27 protein-coding genes and 1 other RNA gene are annotated in these 22,877 nt (G+C 67.9%); 6 read left to right on the top strand and 22 right to left on the bottom strand.

Features of this window, described 5'->3' with window-relative positions; genetic code table 11:
• Nucleotides 1–16: 16 nt before the first annotated feature.
• The 9 genes from G0Q01_RS20175 to G0Q01_RS20215 all read right to left on the bottom strand — a co-directional run bounded on the left by G0Q01_RS20175 (nt 17) and on the right by G0Q01_RS20215 (nt 6,584).
• The gene (locus G0Q01_RS20175; protein ID WP_370457196.1) at nt 17–703 is read right to left on the bottom strand and encodes an aminotransferase class IV; all 687 of its coding nucleotides are present in this window, start codon (nt 701–703) and stop codon (nt 17–19) included.
• A complete protein-coding gene (locus tag G0Q01_RS20180; RefSeq protein WP_164213759.1) occupies nt 661–1,797 on the bottom strand; it encodes an aminodeoxychorismate synthase component I in 1,137 nt (378 codons plus the stop codon). Before G0Q01_RS20180 ends, G0Q01_RS20175 begins: the two co-directional genes overlap by 43 nt.
• A gap of 127 nt (nt 1,798–1,924) precedes the next feature.
• Nucleotides 1,925–2,284, bottom strand: a complete 360-nt coding sequence (locus G0Q01_RS20185) for a hypothetical protein (protein ID WP_235940282.1) — start codon at nt 2,282–2,284, stop codon at nt 1,925–1,927.
• Between the two features lie 306 nt (nt 2,285–2,590).
• Nucleotides 2,591–2,758 (bottom strand): 50S ribosomal protein L33, encoded by a 168-nt coding sequence (gene rpmG, locus G0Q01_RS20190; protein WP_007799108.1) that lies wholly within the window; start codon nt 2,756–2,758, stop codon nt 2,591–2,593.
• Between the two features lie 168 nt (nt 2,759–2,926).
• An RNA gene (rnpB, locus tag G0Q01_RS20195) (RNase P RNA component class A) lies at nt 2,927–3,329 on the bottom strand.
• A 50-nt stretch (nt 3,330–3,379) separates the two neighbouring features.
• Complete coding sequence (locus tag G0Q01_RS20200) at nt 3,380–4,087, bottom strand: alpha/beta fold hydrolase (protein WP_164192163.1); 708 nt, start codon at nt 4,085–4,087, stop codon at nt 3,380–3,382.
• A 251-nt stretch (nt 4,088–4,338) separates the two neighbouring features.
• Nucleotides 4,339–5,355, bottom strand: coding sequence for an ester cyclase (locus G0Q01_RS20205; RefSeq protein ID WP_164192166.1), 1,017 nt, complete (start codon nt 5,353–5,355; stop codon nt 4,339–4,341).
• Between the two features lie 59 nt (nt 5,356–5,414).
• Complete coding sequence (locus G0Q01_RS20210; RefSeq protein ID WP_164192169.1) at nt 5,415–5,843, bottom strand: VOC family protein; 429 nt, start codon at nt 5,841–5,843, stop codon at nt 5,415–5,417.
• A 9-nt stretch (nt 5,844–5,852) separates the two neighbouring features.
• Nucleotides 5,853–6,584, bottom strand: a complete 732-nt coding sequence (locus tag G0Q01_RS20215; RefSeq protein ID WP_164192172.1) for an alpha/beta fold hydrolase — start codon at nt 6,582–6,584, stop codon at nt 5,853–5,855.
• Nucleotides 6,585–6,780: 196 nt separating this feature from the next.
• On the opposite strand from G0Q01_RS20215, the gene G0Q01_RS20220 reads away from it, so the two are divergent.
• A complete protein-coding gene (locus tag G0Q01_RS20220; protein ID WP_164192174.1) occupies nt 6,781–7,395 on the top strand; it encodes a hypothetical protein in 615 nt (204 codons plus the stop codon).
• Nucleotides 7,396–7,404: 9 nt separating this feature from the next.
• Nucleotides 7,405–7,692: an antibiotic biosynthesis monooxygenase gene (locus G0Q01_RS20225; protein ID WP_164192177.1), complete on the top strand. Its 288-nt coding sequence runs from the start codon at nt 7,405–7,407 to the stop codon at nt 7,690–7,692.
• Nucleotides 7,693–7,792: 100 nt separating this feature from the next.
• On the opposite strand, the gene G0Q01_RS20230 is transcribed toward G0Q01_RS20225, so the two are convergent.
• The 6 genes from G0Q01_RS20230 to G0Q01_RS20255 form a co-directional block, all read right to left on the bottom strand.
• On the bottom strand, nt 7,793–8,533 hold the full coding sequence (locus tag G0Q01_RS20230; RefSeq protein ID WP_108964886.1) for a YebC/PmpR family DNA-binding transcriptional regulator: 741 nt from the start codon (nt 8,531–8,533) through the stop codon (nt 7,793–7,795).
• 158 nt (nt 8,534–8,691) lie between these two features.
• Complete coding sequence (locus G0Q01_RS20235; protein ID WP_164192180.1) at nt 8,692–10,470, bottom strand: SLC13 family permease; 1,779 nt, start codon at nt 10,468–10,470, stop codon at nt 8,692–8,694.
• Nucleotides 10,467–11,429: a DMT family transporter gene (locus G0Q01_RS20240; RefSeq protein WP_164192183.1), complete on the bottom strand. Its 963-nt coding sequence runs from the start codon at nt 11,427–11,429 to the stop codon at nt 10,467–10,469. The genes G0Q01_RS20235 and G0Q01_RS20240 overlap by 4 nt, the downstream gene beginning before the upstream one ends.
• Nucleotides 11,429–12,241 (bottom strand): TIGR00282 family metallophosphoesterase, encoded by an 813-nt coding sequence (locus G0Q01_RS20245; RefSeq protein WP_164192186.1) that lies wholly within the window; start codon nt 12,239–12,241, stop codon nt 11,429–11,431. The genes G0Q01_RS20240 and G0Q01_RS20245 overlap by 1 nt, the downstream gene beginning before the upstream one ends.
• A gap of 160 nt (nt 12,242–12,401) precedes the next feature.
• Nucleotides 12,402–12,986, bottom strand: a complete 585-nt coding sequence (locus G0Q01_RS20250; RefSeq protein WP_370457199.1) for a VCBS repeat-containing protein — start codon at nt 12,984–12,986, stop codon at nt 12,402–12,404.
• A 161-nt stretch (nt 12,987–13,147) separates the two neighbouring features.
• Nucleotides 13,148–13,471, bottom strand: coding sequence for a 2Fe-2S iron-sulfur cluster-binding protein (locus tag G0Q01_RS20255; protein ID WP_092429612.1), 324 nt, complete (start codon nt 13,469–13,471; stop codon nt 13,148–13,150).
• A 195-nt stretch (nt 13,472–13,666) separates the two neighbouring features.
• Between G0Q01_RS20255 and G0Q01_RS20260 the strand changes: the two genes are divergently transcribed.
• Together G0Q01_RS20260 and G0Q01_RS20265 are read left to right on the top strand one after the other, a co-directional pair.
• Nucleotides 13,667–14,191, top strand: a complete 525-nt coding sequence (locus G0Q01_RS20260) for a peptidoglycan-binding domain-containing protein (RefSeq protein ID WP_108964882.1) — start codon at nt 13,667–13,669, stop codon at nt 14,189–14,191.
• A 262-nt stretch (nt 14,192–14,453) separates the two neighbouring features.
• Nucleotides 14,454–15,008 (top strand): CHAP domain-containing protein, encoded by a 555-nt coding sequence (locus G0Q01_RS20265; protein ID WP_164192375.1) that lies wholly within the window; start codon nt 14,454–14,456, stop codon nt 15,006–15,008.
• A 104-nt stretch (nt 15,009–15,112) separates the two neighbouring features.
• Here the strand turns inward: G0Q01_RS20265 and G0Q01_RS20270 are convergent, their stop codons facing one another.
• The 4 genes from G0Q01_RS20270 to G0Q01_RS20285 form a co-directional block, all read right to left on the bottom strand.
• Nucleotides 15,113–15,952: a fumarylacetoacetate hydrolase family protein gene (locus tag G0Q01_RS20270; RefSeq protein ID WP_164192189.1), complete on the bottom strand. Its 840-nt coding sequence runs from the start codon at nt 15,950–15,952 to the stop codon at nt 15,113–15,115.
• Nucleotides 15,953–15,972: 20 nt separating this feature from the next.
• Nucleotides 15,973–16,719 (bottom strand): SDR family oxidoreductase, encoded by a 747-nt coding sequence (locus tag G0Q01_RS20275; RefSeq protein ID WP_203595097.1) that lies wholly within the window; start codon nt 16,717–16,719, stop codon nt 15,973–15,975.
• Nucleotides 16,720–16,964: 245 nt separating this feature from the next.
• On the bottom strand, nt 16,965–17,300 hold the full coding sequence (locus G0Q01_RS20280) for an L-rhamnose mutarotase (protein ID WP_164192192.1): 336 nt from the start codon (nt 17,298–17,300) through the stop codon (nt 16,965–16,967).
• A gap of 198 nt (nt 17,301–17,498) precedes the next feature.
• Entirely contained in the window at nt 17,499–17,972 is a 474-nt protein-coding gene (locus G0Q01_RS20285) for an acyl-CoA thioesterase (RefSeq protein ID WP_108967540.1), read from the bottom strand.
• Between the two features lie 376 nt (nt 17,973–18,348).
• Here G0Q01_RS20285 and G0Q01_RS20290 point away from each other — a divergent pair, with 376 nt between their 5' ends.
• Nucleotides 18,349–18,708, top strand: coding sequence for a response regulator (locus G0Q01_RS20290; protein WP_108964878.1), 360 nt, complete (start codon nt 18,349–18,351; stop codon nt 18,706–18,708).
• Nucleotides 18,709–18,873: 165 nt separating this feature from the next.
• Here the strand turns inward: G0Q01_RS20290 and G0Q01_RS20295 are convergent, their stop codons facing one another.
• From G0Q01_RS20295 to G0Q01_RS20305, 3 genes are all read right to left on the bottom strand, one after another.
• The gene (locus G0Q01_RS20295; protein ID WP_164192196.1) at nt 18,874–19,263 is read right to left on the bottom strand and encodes a hypothetical protein; all 390 of its coding nucleotides are present in this window, start codon (nt 19,261–19,263) and stop codon (nt 18,874–18,876) included.
• 262 nt (nt 19,264–19,525) lie between these two features.
• A complete protein-coding gene (locus G0Q01_RS27390) occupies nt 19,526–21,094 on the bottom strand; it encodes a GTPase (protein ID WP_164192198.1) in 1,569 nt (522 codons plus the stop codon).
• Nucleotides 21,081–22,154 carry a YcjF family protein gene (locus tag G0Q01_RS20305; protein WP_164213760.1) on the bottom strand — a complete coding sequence of 358 codons (1,074 nt, stop codon included), beginning with the start codon at nt 22,152–22,154 and terminating at the stop codon, nt 21,081–21,083. Before G0Q01_RS20305 ends, G0Q01_RS27390 begins: the two co-directional genes overlap by 14 nt.
• Before the next feature lie 502 nt (nt 22,155–22,656).
• On the opposite strand from G0Q01_RS20305, the gene G0Q01_RS20310 reads away from it, so the two are divergent.
• Nucleotides 22,657–22,877 (top strand): M13 family metallopeptidase (locus tag G0Q01_RS20310; RefSeq protein ID WP_164213761.1); only part of this gene is annotated, 221 nt, incomplete at its 3' end.

Below are 22,877 nucleotides of genomic sequence, written 5' to 3' on the forward strand. Positions count from 1 at the left end.
GCACGCCCCGGCGGCCTCAGAGCGGCGACGACACCTCTCCGGGCAGCAGTTCGGCCGCCATCAGTCCGCGCAGCGAATTGCCGATCCAGAGCCGTTTGGCCCGCCGCAGATCGGCAAGGCTGACCACCGCCTCGGGAAAATCGCCCTCCTCCAGCAGCGTCTCGCGCAGAACCCCCGGCAGCAGCCCTGAGGCGAGCGCCGGGGTCACCCGCGCGCCGTCTTCACGCTCCAGAAAGACATTCGTGTAAGCCCCCTCGCAGAGCTCGCCGCGGGTGTTGAGAAAGAGCAGCTCATCCACCCCCTCGGGCCGCGTCCCGAGCGCCGCGTCATAGAGCGCCCGCGCGGTGGTCTTGTGGCGCAGCAGCGCCGCCCCGGGGTCGAGCCGCGCGGCGCAGAGCATCACCCGCGTCCCCGCGGGGACAGCGGCGGGATCGAAGGGCGCCGAGGTGATCTCGATATCCCCCGCCCGTCCCACGGTCAGCCGCAGCCGCTGCGGGCTGTCGGCATCGAACCCAGCCAATGCAGCCTCCAGCGCCGCCCGCTCCAGCGGAATGTCGAGTGCCGCCGCGCTGCGCAGGCAGCGCGCCACGTGCCGCACGCCGCGCAGGGCCCCGCTGCCAGGCTCCCAGCGCAGGGTTTCGATCAGCCGCAGCTCGGGGCTCAGCCCTGCTGCATCAATCCGGTCAGGAATCGGGCTTTCCACAGCGCCTCCTCGTATTCCGCCTCGCAGCTGCTGTCCTGCACGATGCCGCCGCCGACACCCAGCAGGGCGCGGCCCGCGCCGGTCACGCTCAGCGTGCGGATCGCCACGTTGAACTCCGCCGACCCATCCGGCGCCATCCAGCCCAGCCCGCCGCAATAGACCCCGCGGCGCCAGCCCTCGAGCCGGTGGATCGCCTTCATCGCAGCGATCTTCGGCGCCCCGGTGATCGAGCCGCAAGGGAAGATCGCCCGCAGCAGGTCCGTCACCGAGGGGCGCCCCTCAAGCTCGGCCACCACCCGCGAGACCATCTGGTGCACCGTGGCATAGCGTTCGACCTTCAGCAGTTCGGGCACCTTGACGCTGCCCGGCCGCGCCAGCCGCGACAGGTCGTTGCGCATCAGGTCCACGATCATCACGTTCTCGGCGCGGTTCTTCTCGTCCGCCGCCAGCGCCTCGCGCAGTGCATTGTCCTCGGCCGGGGTGGCGCCCCGCGGGGCGGTGCCCTTCATCGGCGCCACCTCGATCCGGCCGCCCGCGTCGAGCCGGAAGAAAAGCTCGGGCGAGCAAGATAGGATCGTTTCGCCCCCAAGCTGTGCAAACCCGCCGTGGCCGACCGGCTGATAGGCTCGCAGCGCCGCCCAGAGCGCCTCGGGTGTACCCTCGAAACGGGCCTCCATCGGCATGGTCAGGTTGACCTGATAGAGGTCGCCCGCCGCCAGCATCTCCTTGATCTCGTGGAAGGCCCCGGCGTAGCGCTCTGGTGACCAGAGCGGCGTCACGGAGGTGACCCGCGCGCCCTGTCCCGGCATCTCTTCCAGCGCCGCCGAAGCGTCCTGCGGGGCGTCGAAAATGCCGAAGTGCAGCAGCGGGGCACCCGGTACCCAAAGATGCGCCAGCGACGGCTCCAGCGCAAAACCGAGCTCGTAGGCGGCGTAGCCCGCGACCCAGAAGCCCTCGGCCCGCGCCTGCTCGAGCCGCGCCAGCGCCACGAGCGCCCCGGCGGGGCTCGACGCGGTGACCAGTTCGCGCGGACGCTCGAAGAGCGCCGCTGCGCCGCCCGGTCCTGCCTCAAGAATGATCCGCGTCTCGTCCATCGCTACCCGGCCCCTGCTTCGTCGCGCGACCCCTAGCAGAGCGCCGCGGTCCACGCGAGAGGCCAATGCGCAGCAAAAAGGCCGTCCCCGCGGGGACGGCCTTTGGCCGATGCGACACGGGCGCCGCTCAGTTCAGCGCAAGCTCGCTGCGGGCCGGGGCGCTGGTCACGGTGACAGCCTCGGCGGCGCGCTCGAAACGATAGGACACGCCCGAGACCCCCGGCAGGCCGAAGGTGGTGCTGTCGCCATCCTCGAGCCGCATCGCAAGGCGCATCGGCTCGCCACCTGCGCGCTCGGTGTAGAAGGCGACGACCTCGATGCCGGTCTCATCCACGGGCTGGGTGTAGACGGACATATCCACGGTGCCCTCACGCAACGTGCCGCCGGCGAGCGGCTCGGAGAGGGTCAGCGAGGCGGCGGACGCAGCCAGCGGCAGCGACATGGGAAGGGCGATGGCCAGGGCGGCCAGGAGAGAAGATTTGATCATATGGGTCTCTTTCGGATCTGCGCGGAACGCGCCGGGAGGGAGGGACCGCGACTTGGGCGGCCGAAATTCTGCGACGCAGCGTCTCACGAAAGGAAAAGCGCAGAAACCCACGAGACGGAATGCCCGTCATGCAGGGAAATCAACGCATTAGCGGTATACCATGGGCCACTTTGGCATACGGAATGCGGCACGTGCCTGGCACACCAGGCAAATTCGCGCTCTGACCTGCCCGGGATGCACGCCGCAGAAACGACAAGAGCCGCGCGGTTTCCCGTGCGGCTCTCGTGATCCGAAATCAAGGAAGGCTTACTTGATCTTGCCTTCTTTGTATTCCACGTGCTTGCGCACGACCGGGTCGTACTTGCGCACGGTCATCTTCTCGGTCATGGTCCGCGCGTTTTTCTTGGTCACGTAGAAATGGCCCGTCCCGGCGGTCGAGTTCAGGCGGATCTTGATGGTGGTCGGCTTCGCCATTCTTCTTCTCCTGCAACGGGGGGCGAAAGCCGCCCGTGAAATCTCTTGGAGCCCGCCTTTTACCCAGCCGCGGCCCGGAGTCAACAGCTCTCGGGTCGGGAATCGCGAGGAAGACGGATTTTCCCCAAATTCATCCCCAGCGCGCCCGGCGCGGACGGAGGAGATATCATGCGTGGAGGGCCTATAAGCCGGATTTTGTCCAGAGCGGGTTGCCCCGCCCCTGTGCGACCATTCCTCTAGGCCGTACGTTGCCGCACGGCTCAAGCTGCCAACCCGGACCCCTCGGGCTGAAGCGGCCCTGCGGCGATATCTCCGAAGAGATCATGCCCCGCGCGGGGTCCCTATTTGGCATTGCTCCCGGTGGGGCTTGCCATGCGGGGCCTGTTGCCAGCCCCCCGGTGGGCTCTTACCCCACCGTTTCACCCTTACCGCCCCGAGGGACGGCGGTCTGTTCTCTGTGGCGCTTTCCGTCAGGTTGCCCTGCCCGGGCATTACCCGGCACCGATGCTTCAGCGAGTCCGGACTTTCCTCTCCGGCGGTCACCCGCCGCAGCGGCCGCCCAGCCCTCCACGCCCGGCTCCCATAGGCGGCGGCGCGGGGGCGGTCAAGCTTTGGCGCGACTCAGCGCGGCACCGGGAGGCGCATCCAGGCGCGGATCGCCGCGCTGAGCGCATCCGGATCCTCGAGCATGGGCAGGTGGCCGGTGCCCGCGATCATCCGCAGCACCGCGCCAGGGATCAGCTCGGCCAGCACGCGCTGTCGTTTCTCGGGGTAGAGCGTGTCCTGCGTCCCGGCGACGATCATCACCGGGATGCGCAGCTTGCGCACCACCGCCTGCTGGTCGCGCCGCCGTTGCAAAGCCCGCGCCTGCCGCACGAAGACATCGGAGCCGAAGCCCTCGGCCATGTCGCGCACCAGCGCCATGATCTCGTCGCGATAGGGGGTTTCGGCGAGGCTCTCTTTGGGGAGCAGCGCCTCGACCGCTTCTGCGAACTTTCCGGCGCGGGCCTTGATCACCAGCCGGTCGCGCTCGTCGGCCTGCTGCGGTGTGTCGGCAAGGGGCGAGCTGCCGATCATCATCAGCCGCGTCACGCGGTCAGGCGCACGCCGCTGCAGCTCGATCGCCACCATCCCGCCGAAGCCGCAGCCCGCCAGCGCGAAGCGGCGGGGCAACACGTCGAGCAGGGTCGAGGCGATCTCTTCGATGCGGTCGCCGAGGTGGACGGGGGCGACCATCACCGCCATCTCGCGCGAGAGGTCGGCGATCTGGGGGCCGTAGAGCCGCGCGTCGCACATGGTTTCCGGCAACAGGACGAGCGGCTCAGCCATGCCGCCGCCTCCGGGTGTCCGGGTCGTGGTTCCGCGCGGCGGGCGCCGCGCGCATGAGATGCGTGAGCTGGGTCACCAAGTCCGTTCTGCCCTGTCGTCAAGCCGCGGGACTTTTCGCGGCGCCCGATGCGCCCGTCCCTGCAGTGGGACGTAGACTATATGCCGAAGATTCCCAGCGAAAGCAGGAAGTCACCGCACCGGCGGCCCGCCGCCGTGGGGCGGTCTTCGCAGCAGCCGGGGCGGCGCGGGGCTCAGCCAAGGCGCGCCGCGGCGGGCTTGCTGGTCGCCTGCGCCGGGACGGCGCCGGTGCCAAGGTGGATCTGCATCCAGACCGCCGCTTCGTCGTAGAGCGACCATTCCCGGCGCAACCCTTCAGGCCCGAACTCGGCCTGGCTGAGCCCCATCACGTGCACCTCTGCGCCGGTGGGAGGGCCGAAGCGGCCCCAGCCGTCGTGCCGACCGTTCAGCGACCAGCGCAGCGCGGTGCGCGGCGGGCAGCGCGGCGCCTCGGCGCCGATGCGGTGGTGGATGGTGAAACGCGCCGAGGGGAAGGCCGCGCGCAGCCCCAGCCAGAAGCGCTCGCCGCCTTCGGCGCCGCGCGACATCTCTCCGCCCGGAAGGCAGAGCCGCGCGGCGGCATCGTAACGGGCCGGGGCGACCGAGAAGCCGCCGTCCATCATCTCTTCGAGCAGGGCGGCATGGGCTTCGCCCCAGCGGCTGTCGTCGCCCTGCCCCGTGTAGGGCCCCTGCGCATCGACCTGCGGGCGGAAGGGCTGGCTGTCCGGGTCGCGCCCGGTGAGCCGCCAGCGCGCCCAGTCCCGCACCGAAAGGCCGATCTGGCGCAGGATTGCCCCGGTGTCGCGCACCGCCCAGAGGTCGGCGACGCGATTGTCCTTGGCATGCAGTTCGGCGAGCGTGCGAAAACGCAGACGTGTCCCGGATGGTGCGCCAAAGACCCCCTCGCCGCCATGCGAGGCCGAACACAGCAGCCGCTGCGCGCCGAGGAGCCCGCGCCGCGGGGTGCCGGTGCAGAGCACATCCTCGGTCACCGCCTCGAGGTCCGGCAGGGCCGAGACCAGCTCGAAGACCTCGGCGCGCAGCGCCTCGGGGCCGAAGCCGATGCCGCCGGGGCGGCGCAGGATCACGTGAGGGTGCCAGAGCCGGTCCAGCGCCTGTTCGCCGCCGAGCCCCCGGCGCGACCAGACCTGCTGCGCCAACTGGCGCAGGTAGTCGGGGTAGTCCCGGTATTGCGGATCGAAGCCCTGCATGGCCGCCTCCCTTGCCGGGGGCAGCCTAGGCGCGCGTGGTTAAGAAAGCCCTGCCGGGCTCAGTAGCCGCGCCAGCGGAAGGCGCCATCCTCGGCCCGGAGCGGCGAGAACGGGTTGTGGGCGATCTCCCAGACGTGCCCTTCGGGGTCGGCGAAATAGCCGATGTGCCCGCCCCAGTGCACTCCGCCGCCGGGGCGCAGGATCTTTGCCCCCGCCGCCTCGGCCTTGGCCATCAGGGCGTCGACCTCCTCGGGCGAGCCGACGTTATGCGCCAGCGTCATCGCGCCATGGCCGAGGGTCTCGGGCTCCACCCCCATGTCCTCGGCCAGCGCGTCGCGGGAATAGATGCCGATCGCCTGCCCCAGCAAGTCGAAGACCACCATGCCGGGCACCGCATCGACGCGCTCCCATCCCAGCGCCTCGTAGAAGCCGGCCAGCGCCTCGGGGTCGCGGGCGGCAAGGGTGATGAGGCTAATGCGATGGTCCATGGTCTCTCCTCAGCCGCCAACCTCGAGGATGGCGGTCTCGATATGGGTCAGGTTCTCGGGCTCGGAAAAGCGGTGGTCGGCGCCCTTCACCAGCGTGAGCCGCAGGTCGGGGCTGTCGATGTGGTCAAGCAGGCGCAGCGCGGTCTCGCGGGTCACCGCCTCGTCCTCGGTGCCCTGCACCAGCCGCACCGAGAAGGGCATCGGCAGCGGGCTCCGCAGCACGAGGTTCTCGCGCCCGTCCTCGATCAGCTTGCGGGTGACGGCATAGGGATCGCCATAGGCCGAAGGCAGATAGACCACGCCCGTCTCCATCACCTCGGTCCGCTCGGCCTCGGAGAACCCGGCCCAGAAGCCGTCCTCGGTGAAGTCCGGCGCGGCGGCGATGCCGACGAAGCCGCGCACGTCCTTCAGCCGCTGGGTCAGCAGGCTGCCGATCCAGCCGCCCATCGACGAGCCGACGAGGATCAGCGGGCCGGAGGTGGCATGTTCGATCACCGCCTGCGCATCCGCCGCCCAATCGCCGATACACCCCTCCTCGAAGGTGCCGCCGGACTGGCCGTGGCCGGAGTAGTCAAGCCGCAGGAAGGCCCGGCCCCGGGCCTTGGCCCAAGCCTCGAGATGCACGGCCTTGGTGCCTTCCATGTCGGACTTGTAGCCCGACAGGAAGACCACGGTCGGCCCCTCCCCCGGCGTGTGGACATAGGCGAGGCGATAGTCGGGCATGTCGAGATATTGGGTCATCGGTCCTTGCGGGTCATGAAGCGAGCGCATCTGTCGGCGCCAAACTGACGCCTGATCCGGCGCGAGGCAAGGGCCCCGGGACGGGCAGCGATGGCGGTTTGCCGCCTGCCACAGAAAGGCTGTTGGTGCGCCGCCCCGATTGCGGCAAACTGGGTTTCGTATTTTTGCAAGAAGTCCATTTCCAGGAGATATAGTCATGGCAGGTTTTGCCACAAACGCGGGGAGTCCGCCCCACAGCACCCCCATCAGAGCGCATGACATCCTCGGCGCTTTCGAGGCGATGCGCGGCGATCTCGGCACCATGCCGCACCCTGCCCCGGCGCAGCAGGTGGAATTCGTCATCGCCAATGACACCGAGCTGACCTGGCACCTCATGGGCGACGCGCTGCATGCCGGCGACTGGCTGGAGACGGCGCTGCCGCCGCAGGTGATCGCGGGCTTCCAGGCCGTCGGCGCCACCGCCGAGAACAGCGCTGGCGGGGTCGGCGCCTCGATCGGCTTCCGCCACGATTTCCACGACGAGAGCGTCGGCACGCTCAGTGCCTTTTTCATCGTCTTCGGTGCCTGCCCGAAGTCAACCGCGGATCGGGTGGAGCTTTATTCCGGCGTGATGCCCAAGCGGGCGCTCGACGGCATGGCGCATGACGGCAGCGAGTTTGTCTTGCGCATCGGCGAAAAGCTTGAGGACCGAGGCGGCGACCGACGCGCGCAGCACCAGCACATCACGCTGGGCGATCTCGATCTGGCACTGACCGCCACCTATTCCGGAACCGTGCCGGGGGTGGTCGAGCTGGCGATCACGCGCGTCTGAGCCCGCCACATGACGGTGGAGTACATCCGCTACACGGTGCCCGAGGCGCAGCAGGACGACTTCCTGCGCGCCTATACCGAGGCGCGGGCACCGCTGCTGCGCTCGCCCTACGCGCTGGAGTTCGAGATCTGCCAGTGCGACGAGGACGCTACTCAATTCATCCTGCGCATCCAGTGGACCTCGGCCGAGGATCACATGGAGAAATTCCGCGGCAGCGCCGAGTTCCGCGAGTTCTTCGGTCACATCCGGCCGTTTCTCGGGATGATCGACGAGATGCGTCACTACACGCGGCGCTAGGCGGTGGCTGCGCCGCCCCTGCGCCCGGGATCGCGGCGCAGCACGAAAAAGGGGCGGGAGTCTCCCCCCGCCCCTTCGGCATTGCACGAGTTGGCGCGGCTCAGAGCTGGGCCATGACCTCGTCGGAAGCTTCGAAGTTGGTGGTGACGCGCTGCACGTCGTCGTCGTCTTCCAGCGCATCGACCAGCTTCATCAGCGTCTGCATCGAGTCGAGATCGAGCTCGGTGGTGGTGGTCGGCTTCCAGATCAGCTTGGTCGATTCCGACTCTCCAAGCTCAGCTTCGAGCGCGGTGGCGACCTCGTTCAGATCGGTGTCGGCGCAGTAGATGACGTGCTCTTCCTCGTCGCTCTCGACATCCTCGGCGCCAGCTTCGATCGCCGCCATCATGACGGTGTCGGCATCACCGGCGGCGGCCTTGTAGATGATCTCGCCCTTGCGCTCGAACATGAAGGCAACCGAACCGGTCTCGCCGAGGTTGCCGCCGTTCTTGGTGAAGGTCGAGCGCACGTTGGAGGCGGTGCGGTTGCGGTTGTCGGTCATCGCCTCGACGATCACCGCCACGCCGTTCGGGCCATAGCCCTCGTAGCGGATTTCCTCGTAATCCTCACCGTCGCCGCCGATCGCCTTCTTGATGGCGCGCTCGATGTTGTCCTTGGGCATGGACTGGCTCTTGGCTTCCTTGACGGCGAGCCGCAGGCGCGGGTTCTTTTCGGGATCGGGATCGCCCATCTTGGCGGCGATGGTGATCTCTTTGGAGAATTTCGAGAAGAGCTTGGCGCGCACCGCGTCCTGACGGCCCTTGCGGTGCTGGATGTTTGCCCATTTGGAATGGCCGGCCATGTGGACCCCTTGCCTCGTCTGTCATGTGGAATATCGCGGTCTCATACCCCAGAGCCCCCCGCCCCCGCAAGCCCGACGCCCCTGTTTTGCAGGGATGTGCGCGCCTAAGACCGGGGCGGCCCTGCACATTCGGGCCGCCGCTATGCGCCCCGCCCCGCTCAGAGCGGGAAGAACAGCGGGATCAGCATCGCGGCGAGGATGCCCATGGTCAGATTCAGCGGCACGCCGACCTTGAGGAAGTCGGAGAACCGGTAGCCGCCGGGGCCGTAGACAAGCGTGTTGGTCTGGTAGCCGATGGGCGTCGCGAAGCTGCAAGAGGCCGCAACCATCACCGCCACCACCAGCGGGCGCGGATCGATCCCAAGGTGATGCGCGAGACCGATGGCGATCGGCGTGACCACCACGGCGACGGCGTTGTTGCTCACCGCCTCGGTCAGGATCGACGTCATCAGGAAGACCGCCCAGATCAGCAGCGGGCCGGGCAGCGACTCGAGCAGCGGCGCGACGGCGCCCACGATCAGCTGCACCGCGCCAGAGGCTTCCAGCGCCGCGCCGATGGCGAGCATGGCGAAGATCAGCGCCAGCAGCTGCCCCTCGACGAAGGAGAAGGCCTCGTCGCTGTCGATGCAGCGGGTGAAGAGCACCACCGCCACGGCGATCACCGCGAGCGCGAGGATCGGCGCGACGCCGAGCGCCGCCAGCACCACGATGCCGCCCATGGCGCCGATGGCCACCGGCGCATGGCCGCGGCGGAAGGCGCGGGCCGAGGGGCGCGAGACGTCGACCAGTTCCATTTCCTCGGCGAGACGCTTGATGTCCTCGGGGGCGCCCTCGAGCAGCAGCGTGTCGCCGACGCGCACCACCAGCTCGTCGATCTTGCGGCCGATGTTCTGGTTCCGCCGGTGCACCGCCAGCGGGTAGACCCCGAAGCGGCGGCGCAGGCGCAGCCCGCCAAGACTGCGGCCGACCATCTTGCAGCCGGGCGAGATCAGCGCCTCGACCGTGGTGGTTTCCTTGGCCGAGACCTGGTCGACGCGCTTGAGCGACTTGTTGCGCTGCAGCGACAGAAGCTCGGTCATCTGGGTGCGCAGCACGACCCGGTCCCCGACCTGCAGCGTCACACCCTCGAGGTTGCGTCGCAGCGACTCGTCGCCGCGCACCACGTCGATCAGCCGCACGCCCTCGCGTTTGAAGAGCTGCACGCCGAGCACCTCGCGGCCGATGAGGTCGCTGTCGGGCGGCACCACCGCCTCGGTAAAGAACTTCATCCGCGAGCGGTCCGACAGCATCCCCGCCATGGAGTGGCGGTCGGGCAGCAGGAAGCGCCCGACAAAGGTCAGGTAGAGCATGCCCCAGGCCACGAGGATGATCGCCAGCGGGGTGACCTCGAAAATGCTGAAGGCCTCGAGCCCCTGCGCCCGCGCCACGCCGTCGACCAGCAGGTTGGTCGATGTGCCGATGAGCGTGGTGGTGCCGCCGAGAATCGCGGCATAGCTCAGCGGGATCAGCAGCTTGGAAGGTTGAAGGCCGAGCGATTTCGAGATCTGCACGAAGACCGGCAGCATCAGCACGACGACCGGCGTGTTGTTCATGAAGGCCGAGGCGAGGATCACCACGCCCATGATCACGGCCATGGCCTTTTTCGGCCGGCGCTGCACCTGCGCCTGCGCGTAGGTGGCGAAGGTGTCGAGCGCGCCGGTGCGCACCAGCGCCCCCATCACCACGAACATCGCCGCGATGGTCCAGGGGGCCGGGTTCGACAGCACGCTGAGCGCATCCTGGTAGGGCAGCACGCCCATGGCCAGCAGGAAGGCGGTGCCGCCGATCGCCACCACCTCGGTCGGGTAGGTCTCGCGGATGAAGAGCAGGAACATCGCAAGGACCGTGCCGATCGTGACCCAGGCCTGTGCCGTCTGGCTCAGCTCGAAGAAATTCATACTTGTACGTCGCCTGTCTGCGCGCCCGACCCGTTGAAGCGCCGCTCATTCTTAGCGGATGCGCCGGCGCTTACAAGAATGTGGCGCGGCCGCGGCTGCACCAGCGCCATGCCTGCCAACATCATGAGCAGCGCCCCCCAGATCGCCCCGCTGTAGCTCTCGCCTAGGAAGAGCATGGCCCAGAAGAGCCCTAAAAGTGTTACCAGATAGCTGACCTGCACCGCAAAGACCGCCCCAGCCGAGGCGACCACCGCCACGTAGCCCGCATAGGCCAGCGCATGGATCGCCGAGCCCGCCAGGATCGCGAGATCCGGCGCGCCCCAGGGCGGGCGCGGGTCGATGAACTGACCGCCGAGCAGCGCCATCGGCAGGGCGATCACCGCGCCAAGCGCCGAAGCCCCGGCCAGCAGCTTGACCGGGTCGAGCCCGCGCGTGCCCCAACGGCCCACCACGTTGCCTTCGAGCGCGTAGAAGACCGAGGAGACCAGCGCGACGGGGATCCAGCGCGCCATACCCGGCTCGGGCAGGCTGGTCTCGGGAAGCACCAGCAACGCCACTGCGCCCAGCCCCAGCGAGAGCCCGGCGAGGCGCCGCCGCGAGAAGCGGTCGTTGCCAAGCGCCAGCGCCAGCGGGAAGGTGAACATCGGGACCGCCGAGAGCAGGATCGAGATCAGCCCCGAGGGCAAATGCACGGCGGCGGTATAAGAGGAGATGCCCGGCAGCACCGTGCCTGCCAGCGCCACGAAAAGCAGCAGCGGCAGATCCCCGCGTGCGAACCGCAGGCTGCGCCCGCGCAGCAGGGTCACCGTGCCCAGCAAAAGCGCGCCAAGCGCCAGCTGCCAGAACAGGATGCCGACGTGGCGGTAGCCCTCGGATACGGCGATCTTGGCCAGCGGCTGGCCCGCGCCCCAAAGCGCACCCACCGCGATCAGCGCGAGAAAGGGCAAGGCCCGGTGCATCAGGGGCCGGCCTGCTCCAGCCGCCCGCCTTGGCGCACCATGCGCACCGAGGTCGCCTTGCCGGTGCGGTCATCGGTCTCGACCAGCACGCCAGAAAGCGTCGCCTCGCCGAGCGCCGGCTGGAAGCGGGTCTTGCCCATGCCGGTGACGAAGCGGCGCATCGGCTCGGCCTTTTCCATGCCGATCACCGAGTTGTAATCGCCGCACATGCCGGCATCGGTCAGGTAGCCCGTGCCGCCCGGCAGGATCTGCGCGTCGCCGGTGGGGACGTGGGTGTGGGTGCCGACGACGAGGCTGGCGCGCCCGTCGCAGAAATGCCCCATGCCCATCTTCTCCGAGGTCGCCTCGCAATGCATGTCGACGAGGATCATTTGCGCCTGCCCGCCCAGCGGGTGGCGCCGCAGCACCTCGTCCACCGCCGAAAACGGATCGGCGAAGGCGCGTTTCATGAAGACCTGGCCCAGCACCTGAAGCACCAGCACCTTGCGCCCGCGGCGGTCGGTGAAGAGCGCGGCGCCGCGGCCCGGCGCCTGCTTGGCGAAGTTCAGCGGGCGGATGATGCGCGGCTCGCTCTCGATGTAGGTGAGCATTTCCTTCTGGTCGAAGGCATGATCGCCCAGCGTGACCACGTCGGCCCCGGCCTCGAGAATCATCTTGGCATGGGCGCCGGTCAGCCCGGTGCCGCTCGAGGCGTTCTCGCCGTTCACCACGACGAAATCGAGTTTCCAGTCTTCGCGCAGGCGGGGAAGGGTCTCGGCGATGGCAGCCCGCCCGGCGCGGCCCATCACGTCCCCAAGAAAGAGTGTTCTCATGTGAGCATGGGTACGCGCGGCGGGCGGGAAAGCAAAGCCCCTTTCGGTCGCGGCAGGCTGTCGCGGCGACGCTTTGGCGGACGGTCGGGGACCGCCCCCGGCGGGCGTATTTCGAAAGAAAGGAGGCGGCTTGGGGCTTCGAGCTCGGAGGCCCGCGGCTTTATTGGCAGCGCAGGGCTGCCTCGGAGCGGGCCGCCGTCCAGGCGCCGAGATCGCGCAAAACGAGGCGGCCGGCGCGGAGGCGCGCCGCGACGAGGCGGGAGAAATCGCCGTCAGCCAGAACCATCTCGGGGCCGCTGCCGCAGTCGCGCAGGCCGCCCGCGATGTGATCCCAGCCGATGCGGTGATTGGTCAGCCCGGGCCGCGCCGCGACGTCGCGCAGCTGCGGATCGCCGGGGCGGTAGCGCACCACGCGCAGGGTCTTGGCAAGGTGTGGGCGGTCGACATAGGCCAGCTCGAGAGCGCCGTCGCCGTCGAGGTCGGCGCCGCCGAGCGGGGCGAGCCAGCGGTGCGCCTGCCCGATGAAGGCGGTGGCGGCGAGCAGGCCTCTGGGGGTGTAAAGCGCCAGCCGGGCGCCCTTGGACTGATCGCTCTCGACCACCAGCGCGGCCCAGCCGCCCTCGGGGAGCGGCACGACGCGCGGGGCGATGTCCTCGAAGACGCGGGTCTGCGGCAGGCGCAGGAGCACCGGGCCGTCAGGGCCGTCGAACCGCAGCGCGCCCCATTCCACCGCATCGCCAAGCACGCCGTGATCGTAGCGCGTGGTGGGCTCCGCATAGCGGGCGGCGGGCGTCTCGGCGCGCGCGGCGCCGAGGACAAGGCTGAGCGCCAGCCCCGGGAGCGCCCCCGAGGCAAGCGCTGCAACACGCCCGCGGAGCGCGCCGCGCGGGGATCGGAGCGCCTCGCTCAGATCTGCTTTTCCGGCATCTGCACGACCAGGCCGTCGAGCGCATCGGTCACCTTGAGCTGGCAGGTCAGGCGCGAGCGGTCGGCGTCAGGCTGGAAGGCGAAGTCGAGCATGTCTTCTTCCATGTCGTCCTTCGGCGGCAGCTTCTCGATCCAGTCGGGGTGCACGTAGACATGGCAGGTCGAGCAGGCGCAGGCGCCGCCGCAATCGGCCTCGATGCCCGGGATATTGTTGTCGCGCGCGCCTTCCATCACGGTCAGGCCGTTCGGAACCTCTACGACATGCTCGGTGCCGCCAAACTCGATATAGGTGATCTTCGCCATCGGCCTTGTCTCCATCATTCGTCAGGGCGCGTTGTAGCCTTCGTATCGGGGGCGGGTCCAGAGGGCAGCACTGTGCTTTCCGTGCCGAAAGCGCAGCCTGCGCCCGGCAGATCACGCTCAGACGGCGCCCCGGCCTTCCCCGGTTCCGCGGCAGTTGCTAGGGTCCGCCGCAAAAGACGACCTGAGGCCCGAGCCATGCCCCCGATCCTGCCCCGCGCCTGCCTGCCTGTGCTGCTGTCGCTGCTCGCCGCCTGCGGCGCGCCGCAGCCGCCCGACGAGGAAGCGCCGCTGCCCCCCGAGCGGGCCGCGGACGGCAGCTGCTGGGCCCGCGAGCACATCCCGGCGATCTATGAGCAGGTGCAGGGCGAAGTGCTGGTGGTGCAGGCCGAGATCGCCGAGGATGGCACGGTGCTGCGCGCGCCGATCTACCGCCGCACCCAAGTGCCGAAGCTGGTGCGCCCGCGCGGCGAGATGCGCTTCGAGGCCCCCTGCCCGGCGCAGATGACCCCGGAGTTCGTCGCCTCGGTGCAGCGCGCGCTGGCGGCGCGCGGAGAGTTCTCCGGCGCAGTGACCGGCGCGATGGATGCCCCGACCCGCGCCGCGGTGCGCCGCTACCAGACGGCGCGCGGGCTCGAGAGCGGACAGTTGTCGTTAGAGACCGCCCGGGCGCTTGGCCTCGTCCCGGTGGACCTGTCCGAGATCACGGAATCGACCGGGTGACGCGCCGGCGGAGCGGCTTTTCACGCGGCGAGCGGGAGCATGCCACCCGAAGACTCCACCTAAGTGGTTAAAAATTAGTCACTTGGTGCGGAATGTTCGGAGGGCTTCCGGAACGGAAAGAGAACGTATAGGCGAAAATCCGCCGGTTCCAAGGGGTCACGAATTCTTCGATTTGTTACAAACATTGAGTTTACCATCCTTCGCATGAGGCCACTGCGGGAACAGCGGTGCCGAGCAGAACAACAAGATGCCGAGGGACACAATGCGCGTGGAAAACGCCACACTCAGGTCGCGGGCCACACCGGTCGCCTGCGCGTTTCTCCTGATGATCACCGCCGCCTGCTCCAACACGCCCGAGATCCAGCGGCTGTCGGATATCGAGCTGAGCCCCCAGCGCCAGGAACTGGCCCTGCGCGAGGCAAAGAAGCTGCAGTCCAACGGCCAGAGGGTCTGGTGTGTTCCCTACGCGCGCAATCTCAGTGGCATCAACATCCGCGGCAATGCCGAAACCTGGTGGGGCCAAGCCAAGGATCTTTACGACCGCGGCACCCGACCGGCCATCGGCGCGGTGATGGCCTTCAGCAAGACCTCGCGGCTGCCGATGGGCCATGTCGCCGTGGTTTCCGAGGTCGTCTCGCCGCGCGAAGTGATGGTCGATCACGCCAACTGGCACCGCAATCAGGTGTCGCTGAAGATGGCGGTCGTCGATGTCTCGCCGCGCAACGACTGGTCCGAGGTGCGGCTCGAGAGCAACCCCGGCACCTTCGGAAGCGTCTACCCGGTCAACGGATTCATCTACCCCTCGCGTCTCAACTGAGCCGCTTTCGGCCTGCCTCGAAATGATGAACGGCGCGGTCCATGGGACCGCGCCGCGTTGTTTTCAGAAGGTGCCCTGCCCCGCGCGGGAGCAAGGCGCCGACCTCATTTGTCGTCCACGCAGATCTGCTTCTGGGTGCCGAGCTTCTCGATGCCCAGCTCCACCGTGTCGCCCGCCTTCAGGTAGCGCGGCGGCTTGAAGCCGAGGCCGACGCCCGGAGGCGTGCCGGTCGAAATGATGTCGCCCGGCTCGAGCGTGAAAAATTGCGACAGGTAGGACACGAGGAAGGGCACGCGATAGACCATGGTGGCGGTGGAGCCGTCCTGCACCCGCTCGCCATTCACCTCGAGCCACATGCCGAGGTTGTCGAAGTCACCCACCTCGTCCGGGGTCACCAGCCAGGGGCCGGTCGGGCCGAAGTTGTCCGAGGACTTGCCCTTCACCCATTGGCCAGCGCGCTCGGCCTGGAATTCGCGCTCCGAGACGTCGTTGATCAGGCAAAAGCCCGCGACGTGATCCATCGCGTCTTCTTCGGCCACGTATTTCGCGGTCTTGCCGATGACGAAGCCCAGCTCGACCTCCCAGTCGGTCTTGACCGAGTTGCGGGGAATGATGATCGGATCATTCGGGCCGCAGATCGCCGAGGTGAACTTGGCGAAGATCACCGGCTCGGGCGGCACGTCCATGCCGCTTTCGGCGGCGTGGTCGGCGTAGTTGAGACCAATGCAGATGAACTTGCGGGTGCCGCCGACGCAGGCACCATAGCGCGGCTCGCCCTCGACCAGCGGCAGCGAGGCCGGGTCGATCGACTTCAACGTGTCGAGGTCGGCGAGCACATCGCCCGCGATGTCCGAGACGTGGCCCGAGAGGTCGCGCAGCTTGCCGTCGGCGTCGATCAGGCCGGGTTTCTCAGCGCCGCGGGCGCCGTAACGTGCGAATTTCATGGGGAGTTCCTTTTGAAGTCTTAGGTGGTCCAGCCGCCGTCGATGACGTGGGCCTGACCGGTGGTGAAACCGGAGTCGTCGGAAGCGAGATAGGCAGCCAGCGCGGCCACCTCGTTCGGATCGCCCACCCGGCCCATCGGCTGGCGGGCGACAAAGGCCTTGAGAGCACCCTCGTAATCGCCGGTGTCGCGCAGGCGCTGGTGCAGCGAGGGGCTGTCGACCGTGCCCGGGCAGATCGCATTGCAGCGGATGCCCTGGGTCACGTAATCGGCGGCGACACCCTTGGTCAGCCCGACCACGGCGGCCTTGGAGGCCGAATAGACCAGCCGGTTGACCGGCCCGGTGATCGGCCCGGCGACCGACGACATGTTGATGATCGAGCCGCCGCCATTACCCAGCATTCCCGGCAGGAAGGCGCGGATCATCCGGAACTGCGCCTTGGCGTTGAGGTCGAAGGCGAAATCCCATTCGTCCTCGGTGGCGTCGAGAAGCGTGCCCGCGTGGACGATGCCTGCGCAGTTGAACAGCACGTTGACCGCACCCACCTCTTCGGCGAAGGCCTTGATCGCCGCGCCGTCGAGCACGTTCAGCTTCTTGGCGGTGATGCCCGCGATCTGCCCGAGCTCTTCCAGCGCCGCCTCATTGATGTCGGTGGCGATGACCTCGGCCCCCTCGGCGGCGAAACGCTCCGCCGTGGCACGGCCGATCCCCTGACCGGCAGCGGTGATCACCGCCTTTTTGCCGGCAAGTCTTTTCTCCAAGTTCATTCTTCCTCCTGCTCCCTCTTGCAGACATCACGCGCCCGGCAGCCAATCCCGACCGGGCCTCTCCTGCTCTCGCAGCGGATCTCGCTGATGCTGCGCGTTCTTCCTATGATGCGCCCGGCGCCCCCGTCCATGTCCGTGTCCGTGTCCGTGTCCATATCCAGAACTTCGGCAGGCCCGGGATCACGTCCCTGGCTTGCAAGGGTCGGACAGGCACCCTGCCCCACCGGCCCGACTTTGGGCGCGGTTCAGTCAAGATGAAAGACCTCTTCCGCCTCGGCCCACCACGCGCCCTCGGGGCGCGTCTCGAGCGGGCGCTGCAATGGCATGCAGTGCGACCACCAGTCCTGTGTCACGGGATCGGCCGCCATCTTCGCCATGTCCGCGTCGAAGTCGGTTCCGACATACTCGAAATAGGCAAAGAGCAAATTCTCCGGCTCCTTGAGGAAGATCGAATAATTGCGGATGTTGCAGGCGGTGATCGTCGCCAGCACCTGCGGCCAGACCGCGGCATGCAAGCGCTTGTACTCGGCGATCCCGGCGGGATCGACAGCGATGATCTGGCCGTGGCGTTGGGCAGTCATGCGGGCTCCTCGGTGGTTCGGGCGGGGATGCACACCGGCGCCCGCCGCAGCGAACCATTTATATTCGGGGTGATCATTCATATCTAAACGCCAAGCTGACGTACTGTCAACGCGCCCGGGCATGAGAAAAGGCGCCCCGGACTCCCGAGACGCCGGACAACGATTTTTCTGGCTGTCCCCGCGGGGACGGGTCCCGGGTCACCCCTCGGTGGCGCGGCGCATCTCTTCCTCGAACTGCACGCGCAGCTTCTTGCGGATCGCTGCGGCGCGCTGGCGCTTCTTTTCCAGTTCGGTGGAGACCTCGAGCGTCGGGACCTCGGCGGGGCGGCCCTCGTCGTCCACGGCGACCATTGTAAAGTAGCACGAGTTGGTGTGGCGGCGGCTGCCCTTGCGGATGTCCTCGGCCTCGACCCGGATGCCGATTTCCATCGAGGTGCGCCCCGCATGGTTCACCCGCGCGCGGAACGTCACCAGCTCGCCCACGTTGATCGGCTGCTTGAAGGTCACCTGATCGACCGACAGCGTCACCGCATAGCGCCCCGAGAACCGCGAGGCGCAGGAGAAGGCGACGCGGTCGAGCAGGTTGAGCAGCGCTCCGCCGTGCACCTTGCCGCTGAAATTCGCCATGTCCGGCGTCATAAGAACGGTCATCTCGAGTTCGCGGGGGTCCATGGCTTGCTCCATTACTGGCCTGATCATCCGAAGCACAGCGCTAGCACAGGGCGGACGCGGGATGCCGCAACTTTCCGTCCCGAAGGTGCGGATTCCCCGCCGGACAGGCAGAGCCGCATCGTCGCACATGCAAAAGGTGTGCGAAATGAAGTGAATCGCGCATAGAGAGCACTCGCGGTTCGGATCCAGGCGCGCTCCACGCCCGCCTCGCCCGAAAGGCCCTGGCCGTGGCCTTTCCGCGTCCGACAGGAAAACCCCACACATTCCCCCCGGCTTATCCACGTGGACGCTACGTAAACCTCTGGATGACTCGGTTGAGCACTCGGGGCTTCACCGACATTCTTGGGGGACTGCCACCCCTCATAAGGAGACCTTCATGGCCCGGATTCTTCTGATCCTTCCAGACCAGGACCAGCGCAGCGCTCTGGATCGCATCCTTGCCGAGGGCGGCCATGATGCCTTCCAAACCGCCACTGCCGTGGACGCGCGCCCGCTGATCGAAAGCGGGCTCTATGACCTGGTGATGCTGGATCCCGAGCTGCCCGACCAGGATGGCTTCGATTTCCTGCGCGATCTGCGCGCGGGCAACAAGCGCCAGCCGATCGTGGTGCTGAATCGCTACGCGCGGGTCGCGACCACGCTGATTGCAAAGGGGCTCGGTGCGAGCGGCATCCTGACGATGCCCTTCACCCGCGGCGAGTTCTTCATGACCATCGACGACGCGATCGCCGCCTGAGCGATCGCGCCACCCGGACCGCTCCCGCAAAGGCGCGACCAACGCCAGAACGCCGCGGCAACGGACGCTCATCGCGCCCCGCCGCCGCGGCTCCCTCCGCAGGGTCCTTTTCGCAGAGTTGGAAACAGCTGCGCCCGGCTTCCGTAGGAGCGGGGCGCGTGTCTTTCAGAGCGCCTTGGGCAGCGGCGCGCGGACGAACTCGAGCCCGCAGTTTTTCTGGATGCTGGCCGCTTCAAGCGCATCCATCGTGCCCTTCAGCCGCGCGACCTCCGACGCATTGGCATCGTTGCCGCCGACAAGGAACGCTGCAGGCCAGAACAGCCCCAGCGCGACACTCGCCGCTACGGCATCGTTCCTTGCCTTGACGTTCTGGATCTTGAACGCGACCGCTGACCGCTCGGATATGCGCAGCGCTTCTTCGGTAACCTGGCTGCAAGAATACGACTGGAACTGTAACGGCGAAACATATTGACCGGAAATTTTCCCGGATTTCGTTGCGCAGCCCGCAGTTGCGAGGCACGCGGCAAGCCCGAGGGCAACAAGCCTGAAGCTCATGTTTTCTTTCCTTCACGTGACAGTGCGTGAAGAAGGCGGATTTCCGCTCATCAAATCAACCTGACGTAGATTCGCTCAGCGGATTCTCGCAATACGTGTGCCTCTGCGGTCACAGACCCTCATGGTTGAGCAATTTTCCCGCGGGACAGAGCATCTGTCCGCAGAGCGCGGCCCCTGCAGCGAGATCGAGGACGAGATCGCCGAGGGGTACCGCGGCTCTTGGCCGCTCGGTCTGGCCGGGTGTGGCCGGCTGGCGCGACGCCTAGCGCTCGGCCTCGGACGCATCGTCCTCCTGCGCGTATTTCCGTCCGAACGCGGAGAGCGCGCCGCGCAGGCCGCGCCCGGCACGGGCGGCCTCTTTGCGCATGCCACTGGTCTTTGCTTCGATCCGCAGCCGATTTCTTTGGGTGTCGAGCGCCGGGCCGATGAGGCTGTCGATGCGGGCGCGCAGACGGTCGATGTTCCAGTCCGGCTCGGTGAGCACGACGGGGATCGTGTTGGCTGTGGCCCGGGGGTCGGCGATGTCATGCTGGACGGCGGCGACGACCTCGGTGACGCGTTCCATGGCCTCGTCGCTGAGATGCCCCTCGGGAAAGGGCCAGCCGGGCATCAACGCATCGATGCAGGAGACCGCCACGACCACCGGTGGCATCCGCCGCCGCGGATCGGCCGAAACGATCTCGCGCAGCTTCGCGATCGTGGCGCGGTCGATTTCGCGGGCGGGGCGGTTGGCGCGGACGGTCCAGATGACGAGATCGGCCCGCGCCAATTCCGTGGCGACGATCCGCGCCAGCCGCTCGGAGCCATCGAGCCCCGGCATGTCGAGCAGCATCGTCTCGACCCCGTCAAAGTCAGTGGGATAGGTCTTTGGCGCGTCCGTGGTCGGGATCACGTCGACCTCGGCCAGGTCGGCGCCGAGCAACGCGTTGACCAGGCTCGACTTGCCGGCGCTGATCTGCCCGGCGACGGCGATGCGCAGCGGCATGTCGCTGGCCGCCAGCCGCGCCCGATCGAGGTCGCTGGAGGCAAGCCCGAGGTCGAGCAGTTCGGAATCCGAGAAGCGCAGCCGCCCGGAGTATAGCTCGACCGCCGCCGCCGCGACCTCTTCGAGCAGAAGCGCCTGCAGGATGACGGTGCCCTCGCTGGTGACAAAAGACGAATGCCCCTCGGCGATGACCCCCTCGATCTCGCGCAGCACGGCGGTGGGCAGGGATTTGACCGCGCGGATCACCCGCCAGGCATTCCAGCCGTGTTTCTTGACCTTCCAGGCGACGTCGCGGCGCTCCCAGAGCCAGAGCAGCGTGCCCACCGAAATGCTGTCGGAAAAGGGCACCTTGTCGCGGATGTCCGCGCGCAGGCGCACGGCAACGCGGTCGATGAGCAGCAGCGCCTCTGGAACGGTGAAGTCGAGCACCCCCTTGTCGCCCTTGCCCGAGGCCGCGGCGACCCGGCGCACCACCTCCTGCGCAATCGGCTGCAGATCCTCCCACGGCAGCGGCTGCGCCGTGGTCTCCGCGATGAAGATCTGCGCGGCCTCGAAGGCGCCGATCTCGCGCTCGCCCCACGTGGGGTCGACCCGCGCATGAAGCTGGTCGGGGCGCGGCGCGGTACCGGTCTCGCGGCCCCGCATCCAAAGGCGCACCAGCCGAATGAGCGCCACCAGCCCCCCGAGCGAGATCGAGGCGACGATGAACTCGATGAGCCAGCCGTGCTCGATCATCCAGGCGAATCCGGCGAGCATCGCCGCCACGAAAGGCAGCGCAAGCGCGGCCACCGCCAGCAGCCGGTCCCAGCGCAAGAGCGCCGGGCGGAGGCGCTCAGTCAGCTTCATCCGAGGACCTCCTAAAGGCGCGCTGGTAGACCTTGCGCAGCTCCTCCTCGCTCGGCGCGCTGCCCTGCGCGCTGCGGTAGAGGAAATAGGCCGCGGCGCGGCCAAGCGCGTAGGTGGTGGCAAAGCTGATCGCTCCGGCGGTGGCGGCGCCCACGGTCTGGCCGTAGACCGGGATCAGCTTGGCCAGCTCGCGCAGACCGAAATTCGTTGCATAGCGCGCGCCGATGCTGACCCCCATGGTGCTGAGGAAGGCCGCGCCGACCTTGCGGTCCCACTTCACCCCGTAGCGCAGGCCCAGCTCGTGCAGCATCTTGAGCTGCGTGGCGGGCACCGCGACCATGCCGACCACCGGCGCAAGATCGCTGGTCAGCGCCACCCCTGCATAGGAGAGCACGCAGCGCTTGTGCTTTTCGAACTCGATCTGCTCGGCGTCGCCAGCGCGGGATTTCTCCAGCAGCAGGCACGCTGCGGGCAGCGCCTCGAGCAGGTGCCCGCGCAGGGCGTCGAGCCCCTCGACATCGGTCGCCTCGCTGGGGGCCAGAGACAGGCTGACCGCGGGAAGCGCGCGGCCCGCGGCCCGGCCCATGCGGGCGGCGATGGTGCGCTCGGCACGGTCGCGGGCGTCTGGATCGGGGACGAGGTCCTTGCCGGTGAGCACGAGGATGGTGCGCATTCCGGCCTCTGCCCGGATGATGTCCGACAGCGCGTCGGCGACCACGCCCTGCACCGGGTCGTCGAGCCGGCAGACAACCAGCAGAACGTGGCTGCGGTCGCGGCAGGCGGCGAGATCCTCGGCCGGGTCATATCCCGCCTCGCCCAGCCCGCGCGTGTCGAGAAAGCGCACGAGCGGCTGATCGGGGGGGAAGTCGTAACTGCGCGCAGAACGCGTGCAGGGCTGGAAGCCGTCCCCGATCTCGACGTCGGATTGCTCGGTAAGGGCGCCGACGAGCGAAGATTTGCCCGCGCCGGTCTTGCCGAGCAGCCAGACCACCGGCAGCACGATCTCGTCGCCCGCCTCTGTGGGGGTACGTTTGGCGCGTCTGAATATCCGGTTCAGCATCCTGTGTCCGATCTGCGGCTTGCCTCGTCCGCCTTGCTAGAATGGTCCGCCAAAAACCCCCCAGGTTCAACATCATCCGTCCGACAGTCCGCGGCTCCCGGCAGCATCGAAACGCGGCGCACGCAGACCGAAAGCGATCCTTGGTGTGCTCTCAACGCCCGGACAAGACAGAGGTTTGAAATGGGGTAATTTCCCGCCAAGACCAGCCACGGCAGATTCGAGACCGTGCAAACGAGGCTCACGCACCACCCGATCGGGACGCGCGGGCAGACCTGCATGGCTTCCGCCCAGGTCAAATCGCAAATCTCGTTGACCTGGCAGCGGTGCGCATCGACAGCACCGAATGAGGGCGGGCTGTGGGCTGCAGGCAGGTCCGGGCCCTGCCTTGGCACGCTGCGCGCCAGCGCACGCAAAACGGTGGCCAGGACATGCCAATGCCGGTAACGTGTTGGTGAAAAGCCTTTTCAACACCGATCTTACTTTCATGACCGGAGCCCTATTGATGATTGTGCGCCCCATGTTTTCCTTGGCCTGTTCCCTGGCAGTGGGGCTGTTCTCGGCAACCGCCACGTCATCCGCCGCGCAAGACGCGGGGACGGTCGGCGCCGATCAGCTCGGCTTCTCGGTCCGCAACATGGACCAGAGTGTCGACCCGGCGGAAGACTTCTACCGCTACGCCGCCGGGGGCTGGCTCGAGCGCATCGACCGGCCGGAGAAACATCC

It is taken from the genome of Salipiger sp. PrR007 (genome assembly GCF_010499845.1).
Lineage (GTDB): Bacteria > Pseudomonadota > Alphaproteobacteria > Rhodobacterales > Rhodobacteraceae > Salipiger > Salipiger pacificus_A.

Coding starts and splice junctions, on each gene's coding strand:
- G0Q01_RS20180 (WP_164213759.1), bottom strand. CDS start 1,797: ATGGACGAGACGCGGATCATTCTTGAGGCAGGACCGGGCGGCGCAGCG.
- G0Q01_RS20185 (WP_235940282.1), bottom strand. CDS start 2,284: ATGATCAAATCTTCTCTCCTGGCCGCCCTGGCCATCGCCCTTCCCATG.
- rpmG (WP_007799108.1), bottom strand. CDS start 2,758: ATGGCGAAGCCGACCACCATCAAGATCCGCCTGAACTCGACCGCCGGG.
- G0Q01_RS20200 (WP_164192163.1), bottom strand. CDS start 4,087: ATGGCTGAGCCGCTCGTCCTGTTGCCGGAAACCATGTGCGACGCGCGG.
- G0Q01_RS20205 (WP_164192166.1), bottom strand. CDS start 5,355: ATGCAGGGCTTCGATCCGCAATACCGGGACTACCCCGACTACCTGCGC.
- G0Q01_RS20210 (WP_164192169.1), bottom strand. CDS start 5,843: ATGGACCATCGCATTAGCCTCATCACCCTTGCCGCCCGCGACCCCGAG.
- G0Q01_RS20215 (WP_164192172.1), bottom strand. CDS start 6,584: ATGACCCAATATCTCGACATGCCCGACTATCGCCTCGCCTATGTCCAC.
- G0Q01_RS20220 (WP_164192174.1), top strand. CDS start 6,781: ATGGCAGGTTTTGCCACAAACGCGGGGAGTCCGCCCCACAGCACCCCC.
- G0Q01_RS20225 (WP_164192177.1), top strand. CDS start 7,405: ATGACGGTGGAGTACATCCGCTACACGGTGCCCGAGGCGCAGCAGGAC.
- G0Q01_RS20230 (WP_108964886.1), bottom strand. CDS start 8,533: ATGGCCGGCCATTCCAAATGGGCAAACATCCAGCACCGCAAGGGCCGT.
- G0Q01_RS20235 (WP_164192180.1), bottom strand. CDS start 10,470: ATGAATTTCTTCGAGCTGAGCCAGACGGCACAGGCCTGGGTCACGATC.
- G0Q01_RS20240 (WP_164192183.1), bottom strand. CDS start 11,429: ATGCACCGGGCCTTGCCCTTTCTCGCGCTGATCGCGGTGGGTGCGCTT.
- G0Q01_RS20245 (WP_164192186.1), bottom strand. CDS start 12,241: ATGAGAACACTCTTTCTTGGGGACGTGATGGGCCGCGCCGGGCGGGCT.
- G0Q01_RS20255 (WP_092429612.1), bottom strand. CDS start 13,471: ATGGCGAAGATCACCTATATCGAGTTTGGCGGCACCGAGCATGTCGTA.
- G0Q01_RS20260 (WP_108964882.1), top strand. CDS start 13,667: ATGCCCCCGATCCTGCCCCGCGCCTGCCTGCCTGTGCTGCTGTCGCTG.
- G0Q01_RS20265 (WP_164192375.1), top strand. CDS start 14,454: ATGCGCGTGGAAAACGCCACACTCAGGTCGCGGGCCACACCGGTCGCC.
- G0Q01_RS20270 (WP_164192189.1), bottom strand. CDS start 15,952: ATGAAATTCGCACGTTACGGCGCCCGCGGCGCTGAGAAACCCGGCCTG.
- G0Q01_RS20275 (WP_203595097.1), bottom strand. CDS start 16,719: ATGAACTTGGAGAAAAGACTTGCCGGCAAAAAGGCGGTGATCACCGCT.
- G0Q01_RS20280 (WP_164192192.1), bottom strand. CDS start 17,300: ATGACTGCCCAACGCCACGGCCAGATCATCGCTGTCGATCCCGCCGGG.
- G0Q01_RS20285 (WP_108967540.1), bottom strand. CDS start 17,972: ATGGACCCCCGCGAACTCGAGATGACCGTTCTTATGACGCCGGACATG.
- G0Q01_RS20290 (WP_108964878.1), top strand. CDS start 18,349: ATGGCCCGGATTCTTCTGATCCTTCCAGACCAGGACCAGCGCAGCGCT.
- G0Q01_RS20295 (WP_164192196.1), bottom strand. CDS start 19,263: ATGAGCTTCAGGCTTGTTGCCCTCGGGCTTGCCGCGTGCCTCGCAACT.
- G0Q01_RS27390 (WP_164192198.1), bottom strand. CDS start 21,094: ATGAAGCTGACTGAGCGCCTCCGCCCGGCGCTCTTGCGCTGGGACCGG.
- G0Q01_RS20305 (WP_164213760.1), bottom strand. CDS start 22,154: ATGCTGAACCGGATATTCAGACGCGCCAAACGTACCCCCACAGAGGCG.